This is a genomic window from Staphylococcus cornubiensis, assembly GCF_900183575.1.
Lineage (GTDB): Bacteria > Bacillota > Bacilli > Staphylococcales > Staphylococcaceae > Staphylococcus > Staphylococcus cornubiensis.
Genome location: NZ_FXUZ01000022.1, coordinates 1 through 21104, shown reverse-complemented (window position 1 = coordinate 21104; position 21104 = coordinate 1). Strand labels below are relative to the sequence as shown.

At 37.0% G+C, this 21104-nt stretch carries 21 protein-coding genes; 5 read left to right on the top strand and 16 right to left on the bottom strand.

From position 1 onward, the window contains the following. Positions 1–215: 215 nt before the first annotated feature. On the bottom strand, positions 216–2066 hold the full coding sequence (typA, locus tag CCE82_RS12000) for a translational GTPase TypA (protein ID WP_086429595.1): 1851 nt from the start codon (positions 2064–2066) through the stop codon (positions 216–218). Positions 2067–2156: 90 nt separating this feature from the next. Between typA and CCE82_RS11995 the strand changes: the two genes are divergently transcribed. Then, entirely contained in the window at positions 2157–2348 is a 192-nt protein-coding gene (locus tag CCE82_RS11995) for a DUF5325 family protein (protein WP_240507206.1), read from the top strand. A 278-nt stretch (positions 2349–2626) separates the two neighbouring features. On the opposite strand, the gene CCE82_RS11990 is transcribed toward CCE82_RS11995, so the two are convergent. Continuing rightward, positions 2627–3445 carry an inositol monophosphatase family protein gene (locus CCE82_RS11990; protein ID WP_086429593.1) on the bottom strand — a complete coding sequence of 273 codons (819 nt, stop codon included), beginning with the start codon at positions 3443–3445 and terminating at the stop codon, positions 2627–2629. 117 nt (positions 3446–3562) lie between these two features. Between CCE82_RS11990 and CCE82_RS11985 the strand changes: the two genes are divergently transcribed. After that, positions 3563–4174 carry a YktB family protein gene (locus CCE82_RS11985; protein ID WP_086429592.1) on the top strand — a complete coding sequence of 204 codons (612 nt, stop codon included), beginning with the start codon at positions 3563–3565 and terminating at the stop codon, positions 4172–4174. A 249-nt stretch (positions 4175–4423) separates the two neighbouring features. On the opposite strand, the gene CCE82_RS11980 is transcribed toward CCE82_RS11985, so the two are convergent. The 13 genes from CCE82_RS11980 to CCE82_RS11920 form a co-directional block, all read right to left on the bottom strand. Further along, a complete protein-coding gene (locus tag CCE82_RS11980) occupies positions 4424–5101 on the bottom strand; it encodes a DUF4064 domain-containing protein (RefSeq protein ID WP_086429591.1) in 678 nt (225 codons plus the stop codon). A 237-nt stretch (positions 5102–5338) separates the two neighbouring features. Further along, on the bottom strand, positions 5339–6373 hold the full coding sequence (gene auxB / locus CCE82_RS11975) for a lipoteichoic acid stability factor AuxB (RefSeq protein ID WP_086429590.1): 1035 nt from the start codon (positions 6371–6373) through the stop codon (positions 5339–5341). 71 nt (positions 6374–6444) lie between these two features. Continuing rightward, complete coding sequence (locus CCE82_RS11970) at positions 6445–7518, bottom strand: ABC transporter substrate-binding protein (protein WP_086429589.1); 1074 nt, start codon at positions 7516–7518, stop codon at positions 6445–6447. Then, positions 7515–8327: an ABC transporter permease gene (locus CCE82_RS11965; protein ID WP_086429588.1), complete on the bottom strand. Its 813-nt coding sequence runs from the start codon at positions 8325–8327 to the stop codon at positions 7515–7517. The genes CCE82_RS11970 and CCE82_RS11965 overlap by 4 nt, the downstream gene beginning before the upstream one ends. After that, a complete protein-coding gene (locus CCE82_RS11960) occupies positions 8324–9130 on the bottom strand; it encodes an ABC transporter permease (protein WP_086429587.1) in 807 nt (268 codons plus the stop codon). The genes CCE82_RS11965 and CCE82_RS11960 overlap by 4 nt, the downstream gene beginning before the upstream one ends. Beyond that, complete coding sequence (locus tag CCE82_RS11955; protein ID WP_086429586.1) at positions 9117–10217, bottom strand: ABC transporter ATP-binding protein; 1101 nt, start codon at positions 10215–10217, stop codon at positions 9117–9119. The genes CCE82_RS11960 and CCE82_RS11955 overlap by 14 nt, the downstream gene beginning before the upstream one ends. A 14-nt stretch (positions 10218–10231) precedes the next feature. Beyond that, a complete protein-coding gene (locus tag CCE82_RS11950; RefSeq protein ID WP_086429585.1) occupies positions 10232–10771 on the bottom strand; it encodes a helix-turn-helix domain-containing protein in 540 nt (179 codons plus the stop codon). A gap of 102 nt (positions 10772–10873) precedes the next feature. Next, entirely contained in the window at positions 10874–11146 is a 273-nt protein-coding gene (locus tag CCE82_RS11945; RefSeq protein ID WP_086429584.1) for a UPF0223 family protein, read from the bottom strand. A 276-nt stretch (positions 11147–11422) separates the two neighbouring features. Continuing rightward, positions 11423–12829: a dihydrolipoyl dehydrogenase gene (gene lpdA, locus CCE82_RS11940; RefSeq protein WP_086429583.1), complete on the bottom strand. Its 1407-nt coding sequence runs from the start codon at positions 12827–12829 to the stop codon at positions 11423–11425. Between the two features lie 3 nt (positions 12830–12832). After that, positions 12833–14134, bottom strand: a complete 1302-nt coding sequence (locus CCE82_RS11935; RefSeq protein ID WP_086429582.1) for a dihydrolipoamide acetyltransferase family protein — start codon at positions 14132–14134, stop codon at positions 12833–12835. Positions 14135–14291: 157 nt separating this feature from the next. Continuing rightward, positions 14292–15269 carry an alpha-ketoacid dehydrogenase subunit beta gene (locus CCE82_RS11930; RefSeq protein WP_019169218.1) on the bottom strand — a complete coding sequence of 326 codons (978 nt, stop codon included), beginning with the start codon at positions 15267–15269 and terminating at the stop codon, positions 14292–14294. A gap of 3 nt (positions 15270–15272) precedes the next feature. Further along, positions 15273–16385 carry a pyruvate dehydrogenase (acetyl-transferring) E1 component subunit alpha gene (gene pdhA / locus CCE82_RS11925; RefSeq protein WP_086429581.1) on the bottom strand — a complete coding sequence of 371 codons (1113 nt, stop codon included), beginning with the start codon at positions 16383–16385 and terminating at the stop codon, positions 15273–15275. Between the two features lie 163 nt (positions 16386–16548). Next, positions 16549–17181 carry a YkyA family protein gene (locus CCE82_RS11920; RefSeq protein WP_086429580.1) on the bottom strand — a complete coding sequence of 211 codons (633 nt, stop codon included), beginning with the start codon at positions 17179–17181 and terminating at the stop codon, positions 16549–16551. A 244-nt stretch (positions 17182–17425) separates the two neighbouring features. Here CCE82_RS11920 and def point away from each other — a divergent pair, with 244 nt between their 5' ends. Continuing rightward, positions 17426–17977, top strand: a complete 552-nt coding sequence (def, locus tag CCE82_RS11915; protein ID WP_086429579.1) for a peptide deformylase — start codon at positions 17426–17428, stop codon at positions 17975–17977. A gap of 373 nt (positions 17978–18350) precedes the next feature. Here the strand turns inward: def and CCE82_RS11910 are convergent, their stop codons facing one another. After that, a complete protein-coding gene (locus CCE82_RS11910; protein WP_086429578.1) occupies positions 18351–18623 on the bottom strand; it encodes a hypothetical protein in 273 nt (90 codons plus the stop codon). Positions 18624–18963: 340 nt separating this feature from the next. Between CCE82_RS11910 and CCE82_RS11905 the strand changes: the two genes are divergently transcribed. Together CCE82_RS11905 and rnjA are read left to right on the top strand one after the other, a co-directional pair. Further along, positions 18964–19179, top strand: a complete 216-nt coding sequence (locus tag CCE82_RS11905; protein WP_086429577.1) for a DNA-dependent RNA polymerase subunit epsilon — start codon at positions 18964–18966, stop codon at positions 19177–19179. Next, positions 19179–20858, top strand: coding sequence for a ribonuclease J1 (gene rnjA / locus CCE82_RS11900; RefSeq protein ID WP_086429576.1), 1680 nt, complete (start codon positions 19179–19181; stop codon positions 20856–20858). The genes CCE82_RS11905 and rnjA overlap by 1 nt, the downstream gene beginning before the upstream one ends. Positions 20859–21104: the final 246 nt, after the last annotated feature.

The following is a 21104-nucleotide window of genomic DNA, read 5'->3' as shown; positions in this document are numbered from 1 at the left end:
GAGTGTTTGCGTCCGACTTCCTTCAGATTCCACTTCGCAATGGACACCCTTGTCTTTCGCTAACAGTTCCTACTACCAAGCCTGTAACGGACTTTCACCGTCAAGATGTTACCCATGCCGGGCGCACTAAAAAAACAACCGCACTCTTCATTGAATGCGATTGCTTTTCATATCAATTAGTGTATCCGTTTTATTTACAACTCACACTTAAATTTTTAATTATCTTCTGATTCCATCATTTGTTTAAGACGTTTTGCTTCTTTTTCACGTTGACCTTTGTTTAAGATTTTCTTTCTCAAACGTACATTTTCTGGTGTTACTTCCACAAGTTCATCATCATTAATAAATTCTAATGCTTCTTCTAATGATAATTTACGTGGTTTTTTCATTGTTTCTGTTTGGTCTTTTGTCGCTGAACGCACATTCGTTTGATGTTTTACCTTTGTGATGTTCACTGTTAAGTCATTTTCACGGTTGTTTTGTCCAACAATCATACCTTCATACACTTCTGTACCTGGTTCCATAAAGTTGATACCGCGGTCTTCAAGTCCTAAAATCGCATACTCACTCGCTGAACCTTGGTCCATAGAAACAAGTACACCGTTACGACGTCCACCGATACGCCCTTTAATACGTGGTCTAAACTCATCAAATGTATGGTTGATGATACCGTAACCACGTGTCATTGACATAAATTCCGTCGTATAACCGATTAAACCACGTGCAGGTACATTGAAGATTAGACGTGTTAAACCATTATCAGTCGTAACCATGTCTACCATTTCACCTTTACGTTGACCTAAAGATTCAATAATCGCTCCAGCATATTCTTCTGGTACTTCAGTTTGTACACGTTCAAATGGTTCGTGTAGTACGCCATCAATGTCTTTTAAAATCACTTGTGGTTTAGAAACTTGCAATTCAAAACCTTCACGACGCATATTTTCAATTAAAATTGATAAGTGTAGCTCCCCACGGCCGGCAACTGTCCACGCATCTGGTGAATCTGTTGGTGTTACCTTTAATGACACATCTGTTTCTAATTGGTTGTCGAGGCGTTCTTGGATTTGACGTGCTGTCACGAATTGACCTTCACGTCCAGCAAATGGAGAATTGTTCACTCTAAACGTCATTTCAAGTGTGGGTTCATCAATACGCAATACTGGTAACGCTTCTTGGTGGTCTTGTGGTGTAATCGTTTCACCCACGTTAATGTCTTCCATACCCGATACTGCGATAAGATCACCTGCATAAGCTTCTTGAATCTCTTCACGTTTAAGACCAAAATAACCAAATATTTTCGTTACGCGGAAGTTTTTCACTGAACCATCTAATTTAATTAATGAGACACTTTCGCCGACACGCATCGTTCCTCTGAAGATACGACCGATACCGATACGCCCCACATAATCATTGTAATCTAATAATGCAGGTTGGAATTGTAATGGTTCGTCTCTGTTATCCACTGGTGCTGGAATATATTCTAAAATCGTTTCATATAGACTTTGCATGTTTTCATCTTGTTTCTCTGGATCTAAGCTTGCTGTGCCGTTAATCGCTGAAGCATAGACAACAGGGAAATCAAGTTGTTCATCATTCGCATCTAATTCGATAAATAAGTCTAATACTTCATCTACAACACCTTCAGGACGCGCAGAAGGTTTGTCGATTTTATTGACAACAACAACAGGTTTTAAGTTTTGTTCTAACGCCTTTTTCAATACGAAACGTGTTTGTGGCATTGTCCCCTCATATGCGTCAACAACTAATACAACCCCATCTACCATTTTCATAATACGCTCTACTTCACCACCAAAGTCGGCGTGTCCTGGCGTATCTAAAATATTGATTCTCGTGTCTTTATAATCAACAGCAGTATTTTTCGCTAAAATCGTGATACCACGTTCTCTCTCTAAATCGTTGGAGTCCATCGCACGTTCTTCTACACGTTCATTTTCGCGAAAAATACCGGATTGTTTTAATAGTTCATCAACCAAAGTCGTTTTACCATGGTCTACGTGAGCGATAATCGCAATGTTACGAACATCTTCTCTAAATTTTGTCATACTGTAATTCCTTTCTCGGGTAAATTATCACTTTCTTTTACAACTCGTTTATTATATCATAGAAATGGAATGAAGAAACAGTTAGGTGGGCTGATAATGAAAAAATCTCAATCCATTTTTTTAATTCTTGCAGTAATCGCTGTATTCTTTTTAACAATGTTTAGCTTTGCCATTGCTGCAACAAACATTTTTTGGATGATTGTGACATTCATCTTAATGGTAGCCACTTTCGGCATTGGCTTTACATTAAAAAAGAAATATCGTGAAAATGATTGGTTATAAATGATGCGGATGCGTACCATCATATCACAAACATCATACACCAAGTGTCAAATTTAGCGATATGATGCTACATACTTTTCAGTGTTACAATAGATAGTGCCTCGTTCTCTAGACAAGGCGCTATCTTTTTTTGAAACAATTCAAATTTCACACTCATTTTCGATGATTAGAAAGCAAGAAAACAAATACGTGCGTCTTTTAATAAAAAATACATCGCTACACTGATAAGACGTCAGCAGCGATGTATGTATTCCTATCATTTTCATATCAGCAGAAGTTTATTTTTTCTTAAACTTTTGTTGTAAAGCTGTTAAAACAAAATCATAACCTTGTAAGTATTCTCGTCTAATTTCCTCATGCACTTGTGGGTTTCCCATTAAAATAGAGTTCGGCGCTGTAATCGACAATGGCTCACCGACGAAGTTAGTTGCGACACCGCCGACTTCATTTAAAATAATCATACCCCCTGCATAGTCCCATGGTTGTAATCGTGGCGTTAAATAAGCCGCGAGTTGACCTGTCGCAACGTATACGATTTCTAGTGCGGCAGAACCATATGCACGTGCACTTCTCGAATCACTAATAATCGGTTGTAAAATCGAACTTAAAATCGGTTTCGTTAACCAGTTCGGATTCATTCCAATAATACTTTCGTGCACAGCTGTACTCTCTAATTGTGGAATCTCATTTTGATTAATGTAAGCGCCGTTTCCTGCTTTAGCGTGATACAATAAATCAGCCATCACATCATAGACAAAACCCGCATACGGTACGCCATCTTTAAAAATACCTACAGAAATCGCGAAATTTTCTCCTTGATGAATAAAATTAAGTGTGCCATCTATCGGATCAATCACCCAAACAACGCCCTCTGTAGATTCAATATCATGGCCATGCCCTTCTTCACCAATAATACGATGATGCGGATAGCTCTCTTGAATTTGTTGTACAATAAATGTTTCAATCCCTTTATCCACGTTCGTGACAAGGTCATTCGGATTTGATTTTTCTTCTATAGCGAGTTCATCTACCATCCATTTTCGAACATTATTTCCCGCTTCTAATACTAGACTTTTCGCATAATCATATAAATGCATTTGCCTCACTCCTATTGCATTTATTATACACTAATTTGATTCAATTTAAATGTTCAAAAGACTGTAATGTGCTACAATGAAATCAATTTAAAAGGCATCTTATAAGGAGGTTTATCAATGACAAAATACATATTTAAACCAAAAGATTTTAAAGTTTTTCAAATAGACGGACTTGAAGCACGAATGGAAGGACTTGAAAACCAAATTCGTCCGCAATTGAATGCTTTAGGTGATTATTTTACGGATTATTTAGAAACAGTAACAGGTGAAACATTTTATGCACACGTCGCGAAACATGCCCGTCGCAAAGTGAATCCACCTAAAGACACATGGGTGGCATTTGCGACAAACAAACGCGGATATAAAATGATGCCCCATTTCCAAATCGGCTTATTTGAAGACCACTTATTTGTGATGTACGGTGTGATGCATGAAGATCCGCAAAAAGCAAACGACGTGAAAGTGTTCGAACAAAAATTAGACGCGTTGATGGCCTTACCTGAAGATTTTCAAATTTCATTAGACCATATGCAACCTGCGAAATCACGTATTCAAGACATGACAAAAGAAGAAATTAAAAAAGGCATTGCGCGCGCTAAAAATGTAAAAAAAGGTGAGTTTTTTGTTGCCCGTGCGATTAAGCCGCAATCAGAACATTTGAAATCAGACCGTGCTTTTATCGCATTTTTAGAAGATACATTTGAGCATTTATTGAAATTTTATCAATAATAGATTTTAGGTACTACCATCATTTAGCATTAAACCGTTATGAATGCGTCCGGGATATAAGTCTCAGGCGCTTTTTTATGCTCACATTCACTTTTGACCCCCTTCCCTTTAATACTTGCGGATGAGATAATGTTAAAGTAAATACTCTCAGAAACACAGAAATTAAAAAATCCCAAGCATGTCGGAATTGAACTCCAAGCACGCTTGAGACGAACTGATTTGATTTAATGATTAATGAAAACGATCTTCTTATTTATCTTTACCTTCAGTTATATCATTTTCAACATCTTTTGTATCTTCTTTAATATTTTGTTCAAAGCCATTTCTTTCTTCACTATGACTTTCTCGAGTTAAATCAGAATCACGTTCAACGCGGTTCTCATCATTTACAGATGGTGTTGTATCATTGCGATAAACATAAGGATCTGATGATGTATTCTGCTGAGCGTCGTCATCATTTGAACTGTCAGGTGCGTACATCATGTCATTTTGACGTTTTGGTTTACGTACGATGAGCATAATCCCTGCAACCAACCATAGTAGCCCAGCAACTAAACTACCACTTAAAAATACACCCGTTGCAGCTGCTAAGATTAAAAGGATCCCAGCTAAAATGTTCTTTTTAAAGATAAAAACTGCAACGATAGCGAGTACTAGCGGAAGTAAAGCCAACAGTATTGTCGGTGCACCTATATTTTCAATCTGAGAAATATCTTGACCTGCTGCATCAATTTCTCTTTGGAATTCTGGTGACTTAAACATTTGTATAGCACCAAATAAGATGACAGCCCAGATCAGATGAAGGACGATACCCACCCAAGTTAAAACTTTTTCAGCTGTTCGTTTAAATGGTTTTTGTGCATCATTCATGTACCCTGGTCCATCATGATGATTTTGCTGTTCGTTATAAGTATATTGATTTGTCATCTGAAATAACCTCCTTGATTAGTATATTACCTGTTTCAATTAAAATAAACGCTAAAATATAACATACTTTAATTTTTTTTCATTAAATTTATCAGTTTTTAATTGTATCTGTATCTATCTATAAAATAATATGACATAACAAAAACGGATTGGCAAACTTTATATGTCATACTGGCCTGACTACAATCAAATAGCGTGTGTCAGTCGGTATTGCATCAAGTTACCAATCCGCTTATTTTATTTATTTTTTTCGTCCGCTTCTATGTTTGTCTCATTTTTTAAACGGTCTTGTTGTAGTTTCATACGATCATCATAGTTTTGACGTCGTTGTGAGGAAGCACTTGGTCGAAGCTTACGTTGTTCTTTTTCATATGCTTTACGTGCTTTCTTTTCTTCTTTTCGCTGTTGTTTGATTTCTGCTCTAGACATCGACGCCTCATCGTTTTCTTCATCAGCATCAATCATTGTGTCATCACCTTGTGGACGTTGCTCGACATTTCTAGACATTGTTCGACTGTCATAGACTAATGTGTCGTCCGCTTCATCTTCCATTCTATCATCCGTTTGAGGGACCTCTTGATTTTTCTGTGACTTATGATGATATTTAGCAGAACGCGATAACACTTCTGGTTCATCATCGTTTTCTGTTGAAGATTCGTAAGCTGTCACCTCTTCATAAGCACTGTATGATTCTGTTGCTGAATGTTCCCCTCTTTGGTAATCAACGGGTTCACGGTACGCTTCAGTTTGGTGATAAGTCTCTGGTTCATGAGTCGCATAAGCTCCATATTGATAACCTTCATCATAATAAGTTGGTACCACTTCATACTTATCTTTTCGAATAAACATCATCAACGCAATGATAAAGAAGAAGAGTGGCACTAAGATAAAGAATAACGGTACAGTGACGATCGCCACTAATAAAAATAACAAACCTGATACGATACGGTGGTTCATTGAAATCAGTGCTAGGAATGAAATCAATAGACATACGATTAAATATACGATAAATGCCCACACACCATTTTGCAACATTATCACAAACTGTGTTGCATTCATATTATTGTTGGTCAAAAGCTCCTGTAATGTCGCATTATTTGCAATACTATTTTCTAAGCTTTGAATGGAATTTTCATTGCTAAACAATACTAATCCAAAAAACATAGCGACAACAGTAGTACCTAGCAGTAATAGCCAACTCAACCAACCTAATATTTTTTCGGCGAGTCGATTTACAGGACGACTAATATGTGTATATGTTTCTCCTGCCATGCTTTCACTCCTCATATTTATCTTACTCTCCTCATTATAACTAAACTTTGACGAAATCACTACATTCTAGGTCAAAGCGCCATTTTAAAATTAAGAAAACGTTCGTTGTATTCACTTAAAACATCTGGACCTAAGTCATGATATACTTCTAATCTTTTTTGCTCTTCACGTGTAGGGTAAACACGTTCATCATCACGAATATCTTCAGGCAATTGCTTTCTCGCTGTTTCATTCGGCGTTGCATACTCTACCCATTCAGTATTTTGTTTATTCACTTCTGGGTCTAATAAGAAATTAATAAACTTATGTGCACCTTCGACATTTTGTGCTGTTTTAGGAATGACCATATTATCAAACCATAAATTAGAACCTTCTTTAGGCACAACATAATCAAAACGTTCATCCTCATGGAACACAGGGGCTGCGGAACCACTCCAAATTACCGCCGCACTTGCTTCATGTTGTTCTAACATCATTTGAATTTCATCGCCAACGACACCACGAATATTGGGCGCAAACGTTTTAAGTTGTTGCTCTGCTTGCTTCAGATGTTCAGTATTTTTATCATTCAAACTATAGCCTAAACTATTCAATGAGATGCCCATAATTTCACGAGCACCATCGACTAAGAGGACATCATCTTTTAATCGTGGGTCTCTTAACGCATTCCAACTATCGAAATGAATATCTTTGTATTTTTCTTTATCGTACAAAATACCAACAGTTCCAAAAAAGTATGGCATTGAATACTCATTTTTAGGATCAAACGGTTGATTCATATAATAAGGATCGAGATGTTTCATATTTGGAATCTGTTTGTGATCCAGTGGTCGAAGCAGATGCTCTTTTTTCATTTTTTCAATCGTATAATCACTTGGGAATGCCACATCATAATGCGTGCCACCGTTACGAATTTTTGCTTCCATTGCCTCGTTGGAATCGAATGTTTCGTATACAACTTTGATACCAGTTTCTTCTTCAAACTGGTCTAACAACTCAGGATCAATATATTCTCCCCAGTTGTAAACATATAATTTTTCTTGTTGCTTGCCACCTATGCCGTCATGATTAATCCAATACCCAACGCCTAAACTGATTAAACCCAATATGAGTGCACCACCAACGAGCTGTATTAATTGTTTCATAATGTCACACCTCTTTTATTGGATTGAATCTTTTGTTTTTGACGTTGAATCACTTGATAAATCAATAATCCAACCATAATTAAAGCAAATAAAATAGTAGAAATTGCATTGATTTCCATACTGATACCGCGACGTGCCATGGAGTAAACTTCTACAGATAATACACTGAAGCCATTACCGGTAACGAAAAAGCTCACTGTAAAATCATCCAATGAATACGTTAATGCCATGAAAAAGCCACCAATAATTCCCGGCATAATATGAGGAATCACGACTTTACTTAACAATTGAAACTCTGACGCCCCTAAATCACGAGCTGCATTCATAATAGAGTCATTCATTTCATACAATTTTGGCAGTACGATAATGACAACAATAGGAATACAAAACGCGATATGTGACACGAGTACAGAAGTAAAGCCTAAACCAAACCCTGTAAAATGACCAAGTGCAGTAAACATAATTAAAAATGACGCACCAATGACTACATCTGATGACACCATTAACACATTGTTTAACGTTAACAACGAAATTTTAAGCGTTTGATTTCGCAATTGATACAACAACAATGCCCCAAAAATTCCGATAATCGTCGCAATACCTGCTGCTAATAACGCAACTGCAATCGTATTGAACACAACTTGCAGTAAACGTTTGTTGTCAAATAACGTTTGATAATGTTCCCATGTGAAGCCTTCAAACTGTACCATATTCCCTGCACTATTAAACGAGTACAGCATTAAAAAGAAAATAGGTAAGTATAATACAACTAACATTCCGATCAAATAAAACTTTCCATACCATCTCATTTTGAAGCGCCTCCCTTATGCTTACTACGTGTTAAAATCATGACCAATGCCATAAATAACACTAAGAAGAGCGCAATTGTCGAACCCATTCCAAAGTTTTGAATGACTAAAAATTGCTCTTCAATCGCTGTACCAATATTGATGACTTTGTTACCAGCGATCAGTCTCGTAATCATGAAGAGTGACAATGCAGGAATAAATGTAACTTGAATCCCTGTTTTGACACCTTCAGCTGTTAAAGGAAGTAATACTTTACGAATAACAGTGAACGTATTCGCACCTAAATCTTGTGCTGCGAAAAACAGCTGATTTGGAATATCTTTCATGCTGTTATATATCGGTAATAACATGAATGGGATATAAATATATGCCGCTACAAAAATAAATGCAGGTGCTGTAAATAAAATCGATTGAGATGGAATGTTAAAAGCCATCAAAATTTTATTGATAAGTCCATCATGACTGAAAATCCCAATAAATGCATATGTCTTAAGTAGTAAATTCATCCATGTCGGAATAATCATGACGAGTAACCAAGACGCTGCATGTCGTGATTGATGAATGAAGTATGCTGCTGGATAACTTACTAATAAACAAATCAGCGTAATTAAAGTCGCATACACGATAGACTCAAACAGCATTCTCATATAACGCACAGAGAAAAATTGTTCGTAATTCATTAATGTGAAATGTCCATGATCATCAACAAATGAAAAGTAGCAAAGCAAAATAACTGGAATGACAATGAAGAAAACCATCCAAAGTAAATACGGTATAGCGAGCCAACGATTAATGTGTTTCATAATTTAACTCTCCATAACCTTCAATGCGTTTGTCGAACTCTTCTTCAGTTTCTCCTGGCACCATAATATGGATTGCTTCAGGTTCGAAATCTAATCCTACACGCGTACCGATTTCTGCATTTTTCGTTGACTGAATCATCCACTCATAGCCTTTACGATCTTCACAAATCATCTCATAGTGAACCCCTCTAAATAATGAGCTCGTTACCGTTGCTTTAAACAGTCCTTGCTCTTCTGGCACAAGTGTAATATCTTCTGGACGTATCACAACATCTACTTGTGTTTGAGGTGGAATATCTTTGTCAACACAGTCAAAGTCTTGACCATAAATATTAACCACGTAGTCTTTCACCATTGTTCCCTCAACAATGTTCGATTCGCCAATAAAGTCTGCTACAAAGCGATTGACTGGCTCATCATAAATGTCTAATGGCGTTCCAAATTGTTCGATTTTACCTGCACGCATGACAAAAATAAAGTCGCTTAATGCCAGTGCTTCTTCTTGGTCATGTGTCACGAATACGAAGGTAATACCTAAACGTGATTGTAATTCGCGCAACTCATATTGCATCTCTGTACGTAACTTTAAATCCAACGCTGACAAAGATTCATCCAATAACAATATTTCAGGCTCATTCACAATGGCGCGTGCCATCGCAATACGTTGTTTTTGTCCTCCGCTTAACGCATGAATCTCGCTGTACATATAATCTTCTAATTTAACGAGTTTTAACGCTTCTGTCACTTTTTTCTCAATTTGATCTTTTTTCATCTTTTTTAACTTCAAACCAAATGCAACGTTATCATAGACGTTCAAATGTGGAAACAATGCATAGTCTTGGAATACCGTGTTCACTTGACGTTGATTGGCAGGGAGTTGATTAATATTTTTCCCTAAATAAATCACTTCACCGGCATCGGGGGTTTCAAAGCCTGCAATTAATTTCAGCATTGTCGTTTTACCACAACCTGATGGCCCTAGAATGGTATAAAAATGTCCTGATTCGATCTCTAAATCAATATCATTCAAAATGGTCGTTGTATCATATTTTTTCGTAACATTTTTAAACTTTAGTAATTCACTCAATTCTTTAAAACCTCCTATAAATACGATGACGTTGCAACAATCATCAATTTCGCACTCACTTGACCTGAGTTAGATAAACGATGAGTAGCAATCGCTTTAAAATATAATGCATCCCCCTCTTGTGCAGTATATTGTTGGTCCCCTAAAGTTAAAGTCACTGCTCCTTCTAAACAGTAGACGAACGTATCGGATGTAGAAGGCTGAAAATCTTTATAAGAAGCGTGTGGCTCTAATGTTAAGAGCAACGGCTCCATATCAAACTCATTTGAACGCTTCACTGGCCATTGCAAATAATAGCCTTTTTCATCTTCACAGTAACTCAACTGTTCACTTTTAGGATAATGTACTTTTGCTACTTGTTTGTCATCAAAAAAATCGCGTGGTGACGTGCCGAGCACCTCTAAAATATTTAAAAAAGTTTCCATATTGGGTGACGTTTTATTACTTTCTATTTGAGAAATGTAACCTTTAGACAAATCCGTCCGTTCCCCTAGTTCCTCTTGTGTCAAGTTTTTTAAACGTCTTAAATTTTTTATCTTTTGTCCAATCTCCATAGAGTCCCTCCACTCAAAAAAAGCGACTTGTTTACTTTTACTAAACATTTTGTTTAACGCTTAATAAAAATAACAAATCGCACGCTAAATTACAATACCTTTTTAGCTGTTCTTTAAAGTTTTTTGATTGGGATGTAGTTTTGCTTGTTTCACCACTTGATAACTGTCATAACCACTTTGTTGCTTAAAGTCGTTAAAGAGGTTTTTTTCATCTGCTTTCCCTGGTACCACCTGTTTGAATTCGCGGTATCGTGTCATCAATTCTTCACGTTCAATTTGGCTTTCATAATATGCTTCAATAGCGTTGAAAAATGAGATAACTGCGACCATTTCTTCTTGTGACCAGTCGACATCTATTGGGTATGTGTATTCCATTATTTCACTCCTTTTAATCGGACGTTCATGTTGACTATAAATCATTTTCCTTCATTTTTAAAGTGCTGCGACATGATGAGTCTTGGCTATCATTAATGTCCCAGCCTCATGCATATAAACTGATTTAAAAAATGAGGTGGCATAAGCCTTACCGTACATCATATTCAATGAGATCGCCATATTTTTGTATCTCTCTTTGATAACAGGACAATTGCTGCTCAAATAAAAAAGAGACTGCGCAAATTCATGCACAGTCCCTTATCTATTCAACTATTATTACATTGTGTGAATTGGTAAACCTAAAGCTTTTTCAGCTGCTTCCATGCTCATTTCACCTAATGTTGGGTGAGCGTGAACTGTTAAAGCGATATCTTCAGCATTCATACCTGCTTCAATTGCTAAACCAAGTTCAGCGATAACGTCTGAAGCGTTTGTACCCACAACTTGTGCACCGATAAGTGTATCATCTTCTTTAAGTGTCACAAGTTTAACGAAACCGTTTGTATCATTTAATGATAATGCACGGCCGTTTGCTTGGTAAGGGAATTTAGAAGCTTTGATTTCTAAACCTTCTTCTTTCGCTTGCGCTTCAGTGTAACCTACTTGTGCTAACTCAGGCTCAGTGAAACATACTGCAGGCATACCGATGTAATCTACTTCTGAATTTTGTCCTGCAATGGCTTCAGCTGCGATTTTAGCTTCGTAGCTTGCTTTGTGTGCAAGTGGTAGACCTGGAACGATATCACCAATTGCATAGATACTGTCTACAGATGTACGGCTTTGTTTGTCAACTTCAACTAAACCGCGGTCAGTTAATTTAACGCCAACTTCTTCTAAGCCTAGTTCGTCTGTGTTTGGACGACGACCTACAGTCACTAATACGTAGTCCGCTTCGATTGTTTTTTCTTCGCCTTTAACTTCGTAAGTCACTTTAACACCGTTATCAGTTTCTTCAGCTGATTTCGCTAAAGCTTCTGTTTCGATGATCATGCCTTTTGCTTTCATTTCTTTTTTAACTGGTGCAACCATTTGTTTTTCAAAACCACCAAGGATTTCTTTTGCACCTTCAAGAATTGTCACTTCAGTACCGAAGTTTGCATAGGCAGTACCTAATTCTGAACCGATGTAGCCGCCACCAACGACAACTAATTTTTTAGGTACTTCTTGTAAGTTTAGTGCACCCGTAGAGTCAAGGATGCGGCCACCAAATTCGAAGTTAGGAATTTGAATTGGACGTGAACCTGTTGCTACGATAGCATTTTTGAAGTTGTAAGTTTGCGCGCTTTTATCATCCATTACACGTAAGCTGTGTTCATCAACGAAATAAGCTTCACCGCGAACGATTTCAACTTTGTTACCTTTTAATAATGATTCAACACCGCCAGTTAATTTGTTAACGACTGAACCTTTAAAAGATTGAACTTTATCGAAATCTAAAGATACGTTTTCTGCAGTGATACCTAGGTCAGCACCGTGTTGCGCTTGTTCGAAACGGTGAGATACGTTTAATAATGCTTTTGAAGGAATACAACCCACGTTTAAGCATACGCCACCTAAATTACCTTTTTCAACGATCGTTACTTTTTGACCTAATTGTGCTGCACGAATTGCTGCAACATAGCCACCAGGGCCAGCCCCAATGACAATAGTATCTGTTTCAATTGGAAAATCTCCGACTACCATATTTTACCCCTCCATTAATAATAGTTCTGGATTGTTTAATAAACGTTTGATGTGGTTCATAGCGTTTTGACCAGTTGCACCATCAATTTGTCTGTGGTCAAAGCTTAGTGATAATGCTAACACAGGTGCTGCAACGATTTCGCCATCTTTAACGATTGGTTTTTGTGCGATACGACCAATACCTAAAATTGCAACTTCTGGGTGGTTGATGACTGGTGTGAACCATTGTCCACCTGCAGAACCGATGTTAGAAATTGTACATGTTGCACCTTTCATTTCATCAGATGTTAATTTACCGTCACGTGCTTTAACAGCAAGTTCGTTGATTTCATCTGAGATTTGGAAGATTGATTTACGGTCAGCATGTTTAACAACAGGTACTAAAAGACCTCTGTCTGTATCTGCTGCGATACCAATGTTCCAGTAATGTTTTTGTACAACTTCGCCAGCTTCTTCGTTAAATGAAGTATTAAGTGCTGGGTATTTTTTCAATGCTGACACTAATGCTTTAACAACATAAGGTAAGAATGTTAATTTTGTACCTTGTTCAGCAGCAATTTCTTTAAATTTCTTACGGTGATCCCATAACTCTTGAACATCGATTTCGTCCATTAATGTTACGTGTGGCGCAGTATGTTTAGAGTTCACCATTGCTTTTGCGATTGCTTTACGCATTGCAGAGATTTTTTCAGTTGTTTCAGGGAATTCACCTTCAGTTGAAACTGCTGGTGTTGATGCTGCTGGTGCAGTTGATTCTTGTGAAGACTCAGCCGATGCAGTATCTTGAGCAGGTGCAGCTTGTCCGCCACCATTTAAGTATGCATCTACATCTTCTTTAGTAATTCTACCATTTTTACCTGTACCATTAACAGCTTTAATGTTCACATGATTGTCACGTGCATATTTACGCACTGATGGCATTGCTTTCACTTGTCTGTTTTCATCAACTTCTACCGCTTCTTGAGCAGCAGGAGCCGCTTCTTCTTTAGGGGCTTCTTCTTTAGCTTCTTCAGCTTTTGCCGGAGCATCGTTGCTGTGTCCGCCTTTGAATTCCATTTCTTCAGCGTCTGGTGCATCGATTTTAACAATTGTGTCACCTACGACTGCAACTGTACCTTCTTCGACTAATACTTCAAGTACTGTACCACTTACAGGAGATGGGATTTCTACAACTGATTTATCATTTTGTACTTCACATAGTACGTCATCTTCTTCAATAGTGTCTCCAGCTTTAACAAACCACTTTACGATTTCACCTTCGTGGATACCTTCACCAATATCGGGTAATCTAAATTCAAATGCCACGTTCTTTCCTCCTAAATAATTAAATTATAAACAATACTTTGTTTACACACATATAGGAGAAGAAACGAAAAATCATTTCATTCTCCATATACTCTAGTGTAGATCAGAAATCCGATGTCACAAATCTCTTTTCTCCACGCTTCTCAAAAATTACTGATTAAAATTCTAAAGTTTTCTTAGCTTGTTCTACGATGTCCGTTTTGTTTGGTAACCAAACATTTTCAGCTTGTGTAAATGGATAAATTGTATCTGGCGCTGCAACACGTCCGATTGGTGCTTCTAATGAAAGAATAGCACGTTCTGATAATTCAGCGACAACATTTGCACCTACACCAGCTTGTTTTTGTGCTTCTTGAACAACAACCACACGGCCTGTTTTTTCAGTTGATTTTACAAGTGTGTCAACATCTAATGGTTGAACTGTACGTAAGTCAATCACTTCAACAGAGTAGCCGTCTTTTTCAAGTTCTTCAGCAGCTTTCATTGACTCTTGAACCATCGCGCCGTAAGTGATGATTGTTAAGTCAGTACCTTCACGTTTAACGTTAGCTTTACCGATTTCAATTGTGTATTCTTCTTCAGGTACTTCTTCACGGAATGAACGGTATAATTTCATGTGTTCTAAATATACAACAGGGTCATTGCTACGGATACTTTCGATTAATAAACCTTTTGCATCGTATGGACCAGATGGAATCACCACTTTTAAACCTGGTGATTGTGCTAAAATACCTTCTAAGTTATCTGCGTGCAATTCTGGTGTATGTACACCACCACCGAATGGCGCGCGCACTGTAACTGGTGCTACTTTTGAGTTACCTGAACGGAAACGATGACGTGCGATTTGTCCTGCAACAGAATCGAATACTTCAAATACGAAACCTAAGAATTGGACTTCCATAATTGGACGGTATCCTTGAGTTGAAAGACCTAACGCTAAACCACCGATACCTGATTCAGCTAAAGGTGTGTCAAATACACGGTCTTCACCGAATTCTTTTTGTAATCCCTCAGTTACACGGAATACACCACCGTTAACACCAACGTCTTCACCAAATAACAAAGTGTTTTCGTCATTTTTAAGTTCAGTTGCTAACGCGTTGTTAATCGCTTGAACCATTGTCATTTGTGCCATGGCCTATTTCGACTCCTTCTCTTTGTAGATTTCATATTGTTCTTTTAAGTTTGCAGGCATTTCTTCATACATGATTTCCATTAATGAAGTCACTGTTTGTTTTTCAGTGCTGTCAGCCTCTTTAATCGCTGCTTTGATTTCATTTTTAGCTTGTTCGATGACTTCATTTTCTTTTTCTTCAGACCATAAGCCTTTGTTTTCCAAGAATTTTCTGAAGCGAACAAGTGGATCTTTTTTCTCCCACTCTGAATCTTCATCAGATGTTCTGTATTTTGTTGGATCGTCCCCAGCCATTGTATGTGGACCGTAACGATAAGTCATCGTCTCGATTAATGTTGGACCTTCACCATTGATTGCACGATCACGCGCTTCTTTAGTTGCTTGGTATACTGCTAATGCATCCATACCGTCAACTTGAATACCTGGGATACCTACTGCAACCGCTTTTTGAGCTAATGTTTTCGCTGCAGTTTGTTTGTCACGTGGTGTTGAAATTGCGTAATTGTTATTTTGAATTACGAAAATTGCAGGCACTTTGTATGCTGAAGCAAAGTTGATACCTTCATAGAAATCACCTTGTGAAGAACCACCGTCTCCTGTATACGTAATCGCTACTGCTTTTTTACCACGTTTTTTAAGCCCTAATGCAACACCAGCTGTTTGAATGTATTGTGCACCGATAATGATTTGTGGACTTAATGCATTCACACCTTCAGGCATTTGGTTACCTACGAAGTGACCACGTGAGAATAAGAAAGCTTTCGTTAATGGTAAGCCGTGCCAAATTAATTGTGGTACATCACGGTAACCAGGAAGAATAAAGTCTTCTTTCTCTAATGCGAATTGTGAAGCAAGTTGTGAAGCTTCTTGACCAGCAGTTGGCGCATAGAAACCTAAACGTCCTTGTCTGTTTAATGAAATTGAACGTTGGTCTAAAATACGTGTCCAAACCATTCTTCTCATTAATTCTACTAACTGCTCATCCGATAAGTCCGGAAGTAAATCTTCATTTGTTACATTTCCATCTGCATCTAAGATTTGAACCATTTCAAATTTTGACTCAGTATCTTTCAATACTTTTTCAGCATCGAACTGGTTGTTTAACTTAGTAACCATGCAATTCACCATACCTTTCCCGTTTATAAAATAAATAACATTCGACTTACTCTAGTGTAACACAAAATATAAGAACTGTTAAACAGTTTTCCTAAAGTTCTGTAACACTTGCTACAACAACAGTAGAGCTAACTGTTATACCTTTTCTTTCAAACTGTTACAGTTATTTGTTAGCGATTTCATCAACATCTTGCTTTTCTGTTTGAACTTTACGAATCGCTTTTGTGTAGTCCTCAACCTTTTTCTGCATATTTTTTTGAACATCAGATAATGCTTTTGAACGTTTGTCGACTTCTTCTTGTGAACCTGAATCTTCTTTAAAGTAACTGAACAAGTCTTTTTCTTTGTTAATCACATCTTGGTATCCTTTTACGAAAGCATCATGTTTTTTATTTTTGTCTTCAATGGCTTTGTTCAAATCATCAAACTCTTTTTTATCATCTTTATCTTCAATTTGATTCGACTCTGCTTTAACCTTTTCAAAAGCTTTTTTAGAATTATCCATCGCTTCGATTTCTTTTTTCAATTGCTTTTCACGTTCGTTGGCATTGTCGAGTACCTGATCTACTTTATCTTGAACTTCGGCAATGTTTTTACCACTGATTTCTTTTGATAATTTTTCTTTTTCTTTTTCAAGCTTATTCATTTCTTTATTGACATCTTGAATAGGTGCTTCAGCCTTTTGCATTTTTTCAAGTCCGTCATTGTACTTTTCAATATGTTCACTATCTTTACTACAAGCTGCTAATAAAAATGTTGCTGCAACTGCTACTCCAACTGTTTTATGAAATTTCATTCTGGAGACCTCCTTATCCGTCACTCGTAATATTAATGAAAATAACGCTATAATTCAAATATTCATCCGCACATTTAATGTCATTTTACACACCCTCGAAGTGTATGTCTCCAAAAAGCGCATTGTTGATGATATTAAATACAAGGTTGAAAATGCATCTACATTCTTTTTTAATTACAAAAGTTTTCGACTATCACTTTATGGAATTTTTTTGATATATTATTTAATAAGGAAGGTGTCAAAAATGTTAACAATGAAAGATATTATTAGAGATGGACATCCTACACTTCGACAAAGATCAAAAGAAGTGGAGTTCCCATTAACTGAAGAAGAACGACAAACTTTATTAGATATGCAAACTTTTTTAAAAAATAGTCAAGACCCAGAAATTGCTGAAAAATATCAATTACGTAGCGGCGTTGGATTAGCTGCACCTCAAATTAATGTGCCAAAACGCATGTTTGCGGTTTATTTACCAGATGACGGTGAAGGCCATTCATATGATTTTGCCATTGTAAACCCAAAAATCGTAAGTCATAGTGTACAAGACGCTTACTTGCCAACGGGTGAAGGTTGTTTGAGTGTTGACGAAGATGTTCCTGGTCTTGTGCATCGTCATTACCGTGTCAAACTTAAAGGATATGATATTGACGGCAATGAGATGAGCTTACGTTTGAAAGGCTATGCAGCAATTGTTGTACAGCATGAACTTGATCATCTTAATGGCGTACTGTTTTACGATCATATCGATCAAGACCATCCGTTACAGCCTAAAAATGGTGCGATGGAAGTTTAAGATTTACAAAATGTATTAAGCAAATGATTAAGAAAAAGTTGAGACTAGGATATAAAATTTTTGATTGTCTTACCTTGATACATTTTAATCCAATTGTCCGCATTGATAACCCTTTTAGATTTTCATAATTGCGAATCAATGTAGCAAGCTTTTTTAAGATGAAAAAATCAAAAATTTTGAGCGCCATTGAACTTAATTAGTTTTACATTTCTATATTTTTTCTTATCGTAGGGAGAGCGGAAGCGCATTTCATTGTGTCTCAGCTCCCCTCTTTTTTCATTTGCACAATTTTAAGGCATAAAAAATGGCGGTAAAGTACATCCTTTGCCGCCATTTTTATTACTCTGATACGATTTCAAACTATCCTACATTGCTACATAAATATATCTCTTCGCTGTTTATAACGAATGCCCTCTTCATCTAGTGCTTTCTTGAGTGTCTCAAATGTTTCAATGTCCAAAATTTCAGGGTCATGATTGTGCTTTCTAAAATAATGCGTTTCTTGAGTTGTAGCTTGAACTTCTTCATATTCAAAAAACATCGTCACTTCATTACGTCTCACTTCAAATTGAATTTCGGATAAAAACTTATCTTCCCGGTTACGTTCATTTTTAACTTCTTCTAGCAATTGACTCGCACTTTTCATCTTCATCACCTATTTGCGGAATTTTTAAATGAGGTTGCATTCATTTAATTATGAGATACTTTTTAGTTTATCACATTCCGCTTTATTTATTCGATGACATCATGTAAAATATAACCAACTGGGCTTGTATGCGCGTATTGCCATACACTCAATCAAGAACGGAAATTAAATGACTGCTATACATATTGAAAATGAGAAGTGAATGACTTGTGAATTGAATGATGTAGACATTCTTTGAGTTACATATTCGATTCATGTTTTTTATTTTCACTCCATCGTTTCAATTGTTCATGCATATCAATCAATTAATGATAAGTGATTCAACTTAGGAGGAAAATATATGTCAATTTTTAAAGTTTTTTATCAACATAATCGCGATGAAGTCATCGTACGTGAAAATACACAATCGATTTATGTTGAAGCACAATCTGAAGAACAAGTTCGTCGTTATTTGAAAGAACGCAACTATAATATTGAATTCATAACTAAATTAGAGGGCGCACATTTAGAATATGAACAACAATCCGATCATTTTAATGTGGAGCGCGCACAATAATGAAACAACTTCAAAAAAATGAAGTTGGCGTATATGCGTTAGGTGGTTTAGGTGAAGTCGGTAAAAACACTTATGCCATCGAGTATAAAGATGAAATTGTAATCATTGATGCAGGGATCAAATTCCCCGATGATAATTTACTCGGTATTGATTACGTGATACCGGACTACACTTATCTTGAACAAAACCAAGATAAAATTGTAGGTTTAATTATCACACATGGTCACGAAGATCATATCGGTGGTGTGCCCTACCTGCTCAAAAAGATTAATGTACCGATTTACAGTGGTCCTTTAGCGCTCGGTTTAATTCGCAATAAATTAGAAGAACATCATTTATTACGTCAAGCTGAACTGATTGAAATTAACGAGGACACAGTGATTGAATCGAAACATTTTAAAGCCAGCTTTTACCTTACAACACACAGTATTCCTGAAACATACGGTGTTATTGTTGATACGCCTGAAGGTAAAATCGTGCATACAGGTGACTTCAAATTTGACTTCACACCTGTTGGCGCACCAGCGAATATCGGTAAAATGGCTAAAATTGGTGATGAAGGCGTGCTCTGTTTGCTCTCTGATTCTACCAATTCACTCGTACCAGACTTCACACTGAGTGAACGTGAAGTTGGTCAAAACGTAGATAAGATTTTCCGTAATTGTACAGGCCGTATTATTTTTGCGACTTTCGCGTCAAACATTTATCGTGTTCAACAAGCTGTCGAAGCCGCAGTGAAATACAACCGTAAAATTGTGACGTTTGGTCGCTCGATGGAAAACAATATCAAAATTGGAACAGAGTTAGGGTACATTAAAGCACCCCCTGAAACATTCGTTGAGCCAAACAAAATTAATAGTATTCCAAAACACGAATTATTAATTTTATGTACAGGCTCGCAAGGTGAACCAATGGCGGCGTTATCTCGTATCGCAAATGGCACACATAAACAAATCAAAATCATTCCTGAAGATACTGTTGTATTCAGTTCTTCACCCATTCCAGGTAATACGAAAAGCATTAACCGTACGATTAACGCATTGTATCAAGCTGGTGCCGAAGTCATTCATAGTAAAATTTCAAATATTCATACGTCAGGTCACGGTTCTCAAGGGGATCAACAGCTGATGTTACGCTTAATTAGACCGAAATACTTCTTACCTATTCACGGTGAGTATCGTATGCTCGTGGCACATGGTCAAACGGGTGTCGATTGTGGCGTGCCAGAGGAAAATGTCTTCATTCATGATATTGGTGACGTTTTAGCATTGACACGAGACAGTGCACGTATGGCGGGTCGTATCCCATCAGGTAATGTGTTAGTCGATGGTAGCGGTATTGGTGATATCGGTAATGTCGTGATTCGCGACCGTAAATTATTGTCTGAAGAAGGTTTAGTGATTGTCGTAGTCAGCATCGACTTCAACAAAAACCAATTGCTATCAGGACCAGACATTATTTCACGTGGCTTTGTCTACATGCGTGAATCTGGTCAACTCATTTACGATGCACAAAAGAAAATTAAACAAGATGTCATCTATAAATTGAATAACAACGAAAATATTCAATGGCATCAAGTGAAATCATCTATTATCGAAACATTACAACCGTACTTATTTGAGAAAACAGCACGTAAACCAATGATTTTACCTGTCATTATGAAAGTGAACGAAAAATAGATGTATCAATAAGGAAACGAGGAAAAGGTATAAAAATTTTTGATGCTATTGATACCGTCGTTTGTTTCACTTGCCCTATTCCAAAGATTTTAGTTTTTGATTGCCCTCATGGCTTCGCGTTCTTACTGTTTTGCAAGTGTTTTTTTAGTATTTTGGCATCGCTGAACTACACCTAGCTGATTTTAAAATTTTTTTCTAGGTGTTATACTGAATATGTAGGAAAAATTTGAGTTGTTTAGTCATAAC

Bases quoted from the DNA above. Each gene is read 5' to 3' on its own strand.
- typA (WP_086429595.1), bottom strand. From the start codon at position 2,066: ATGACAAAATTTAGAGAAGATGTTCGTAACATTGCGATTATCGCTCAC.
- CCE82_RS11990 (WP_086429593.1), bottom strand. From the start codon at position 3,445: ATGCATTTATATGATTATGCGAAAAGTCTAGTATTAGAAGCGGGAAAT.
- CCE82_RS11985 (WP_086429592.1), top strand. From the start codon at position 3,563: ATGACAAAATACATATTTAAACCAAAAGATTTTAAAGTTTTTCAAATA.
- CCE82_RS11980 (WP_086429591.1), bottom strand. From the start codon at position 5,101: ATGACAAATCAATATACTTATAACGAACAGCAAAATCATCATGATGGA.
- auxB (WP_086429590.1), bottom strand. From the start codon at position 6,373: ATGGCAGGAGAAACATATACACATATTAGTCGTCCTGTAAATCGACTC.
- CCE82_RS11970 (WP_086429589.1), bottom strand. From the start codon at position 7,518: ATGAAACAATTAATACAGCTCGTTGGTGGTGCACTCATATTGGGTTTA.
- CCE82_RS11965 (WP_086429588.1), bottom strand. From the start codon at position 8,327: ATGAGATGGTATGGAAAGTTTTATTTGATCGGAATGTTAGTTGTATTA.
- CCE82_RS11960 (WP_086429587.1), bottom strand. From the start codon at position 9,130: ATGAAACACATTAATCGTTGGCTCGCTATACCGTATTTACTTTGGATG.
- CCE82_RS11950 (WP_086429585.1), bottom strand. From the start codon at position 10,771: ATGGAGATTGGACAAAAGATAAAAAATTTAAGACGTTTAAAAAACTTG.
- CCE82_RS11945 (WP_086429584.1), bottom strand. From the start codon at position 11,146: ATGGAATACACATACCCAATAGATGTCGACTGGTCACAAGAAGAAATG.
- lpdA (WP_086429583.1), bottom strand. From the start codon at position 12,829: ATGGTAGTCGGAGATTTTCCAATTGAAACAGATACTATTGTCATTGGG.
- CCE82_RS11930 (WP_019169218.1), bottom strand. From the start codon at position 15,269: ATGGCACAAATGACAATGGTTCAAGCGATTAACAACGCGTTAGCAACT.
- pdhA (WP_086429581.1), bottom strand. From the start codon at position 16,385: ATGGTTACTAAGTTAAACAACCAGTTCGATGCTGAAAAAGTATTGAAA.
- CCE82_RS11920 (WP_086429580.1), bottom strand. From the start codon at position 17,181: ATGAAATTTCATAAAACAGTTGGAGTAGCAGTTGCAGCAACATTTTTA.
- def (WP_086429579.1), top strand. From the start codon at position 17,426: ATGTTAACAATGAAAGATATTATTAGAGATGGACATCCTACACTTCGA.
- CCE82_RS11910 (WP_086429578.1), bottom strand. From the start codon at position 18,623: ATGAAAAGTGCGAGTCAATTGCTAGAAGAAGTTAAAAATGAACGTAAC.
- CCE82_RS11905 (WP_086429577.1), top strand. From the start codon at position 18,964: ATGTCAATTTTTAAAGTTTTTTATCAACATAATCGCGATGAAGTCATC.
- rnjA (WP_086429576.1), top strand. From the start codon at position 19,179: ATGAAACAACTTCAAAAAAATGAAGTTGGCGTATATGCGTTAGGTGGT.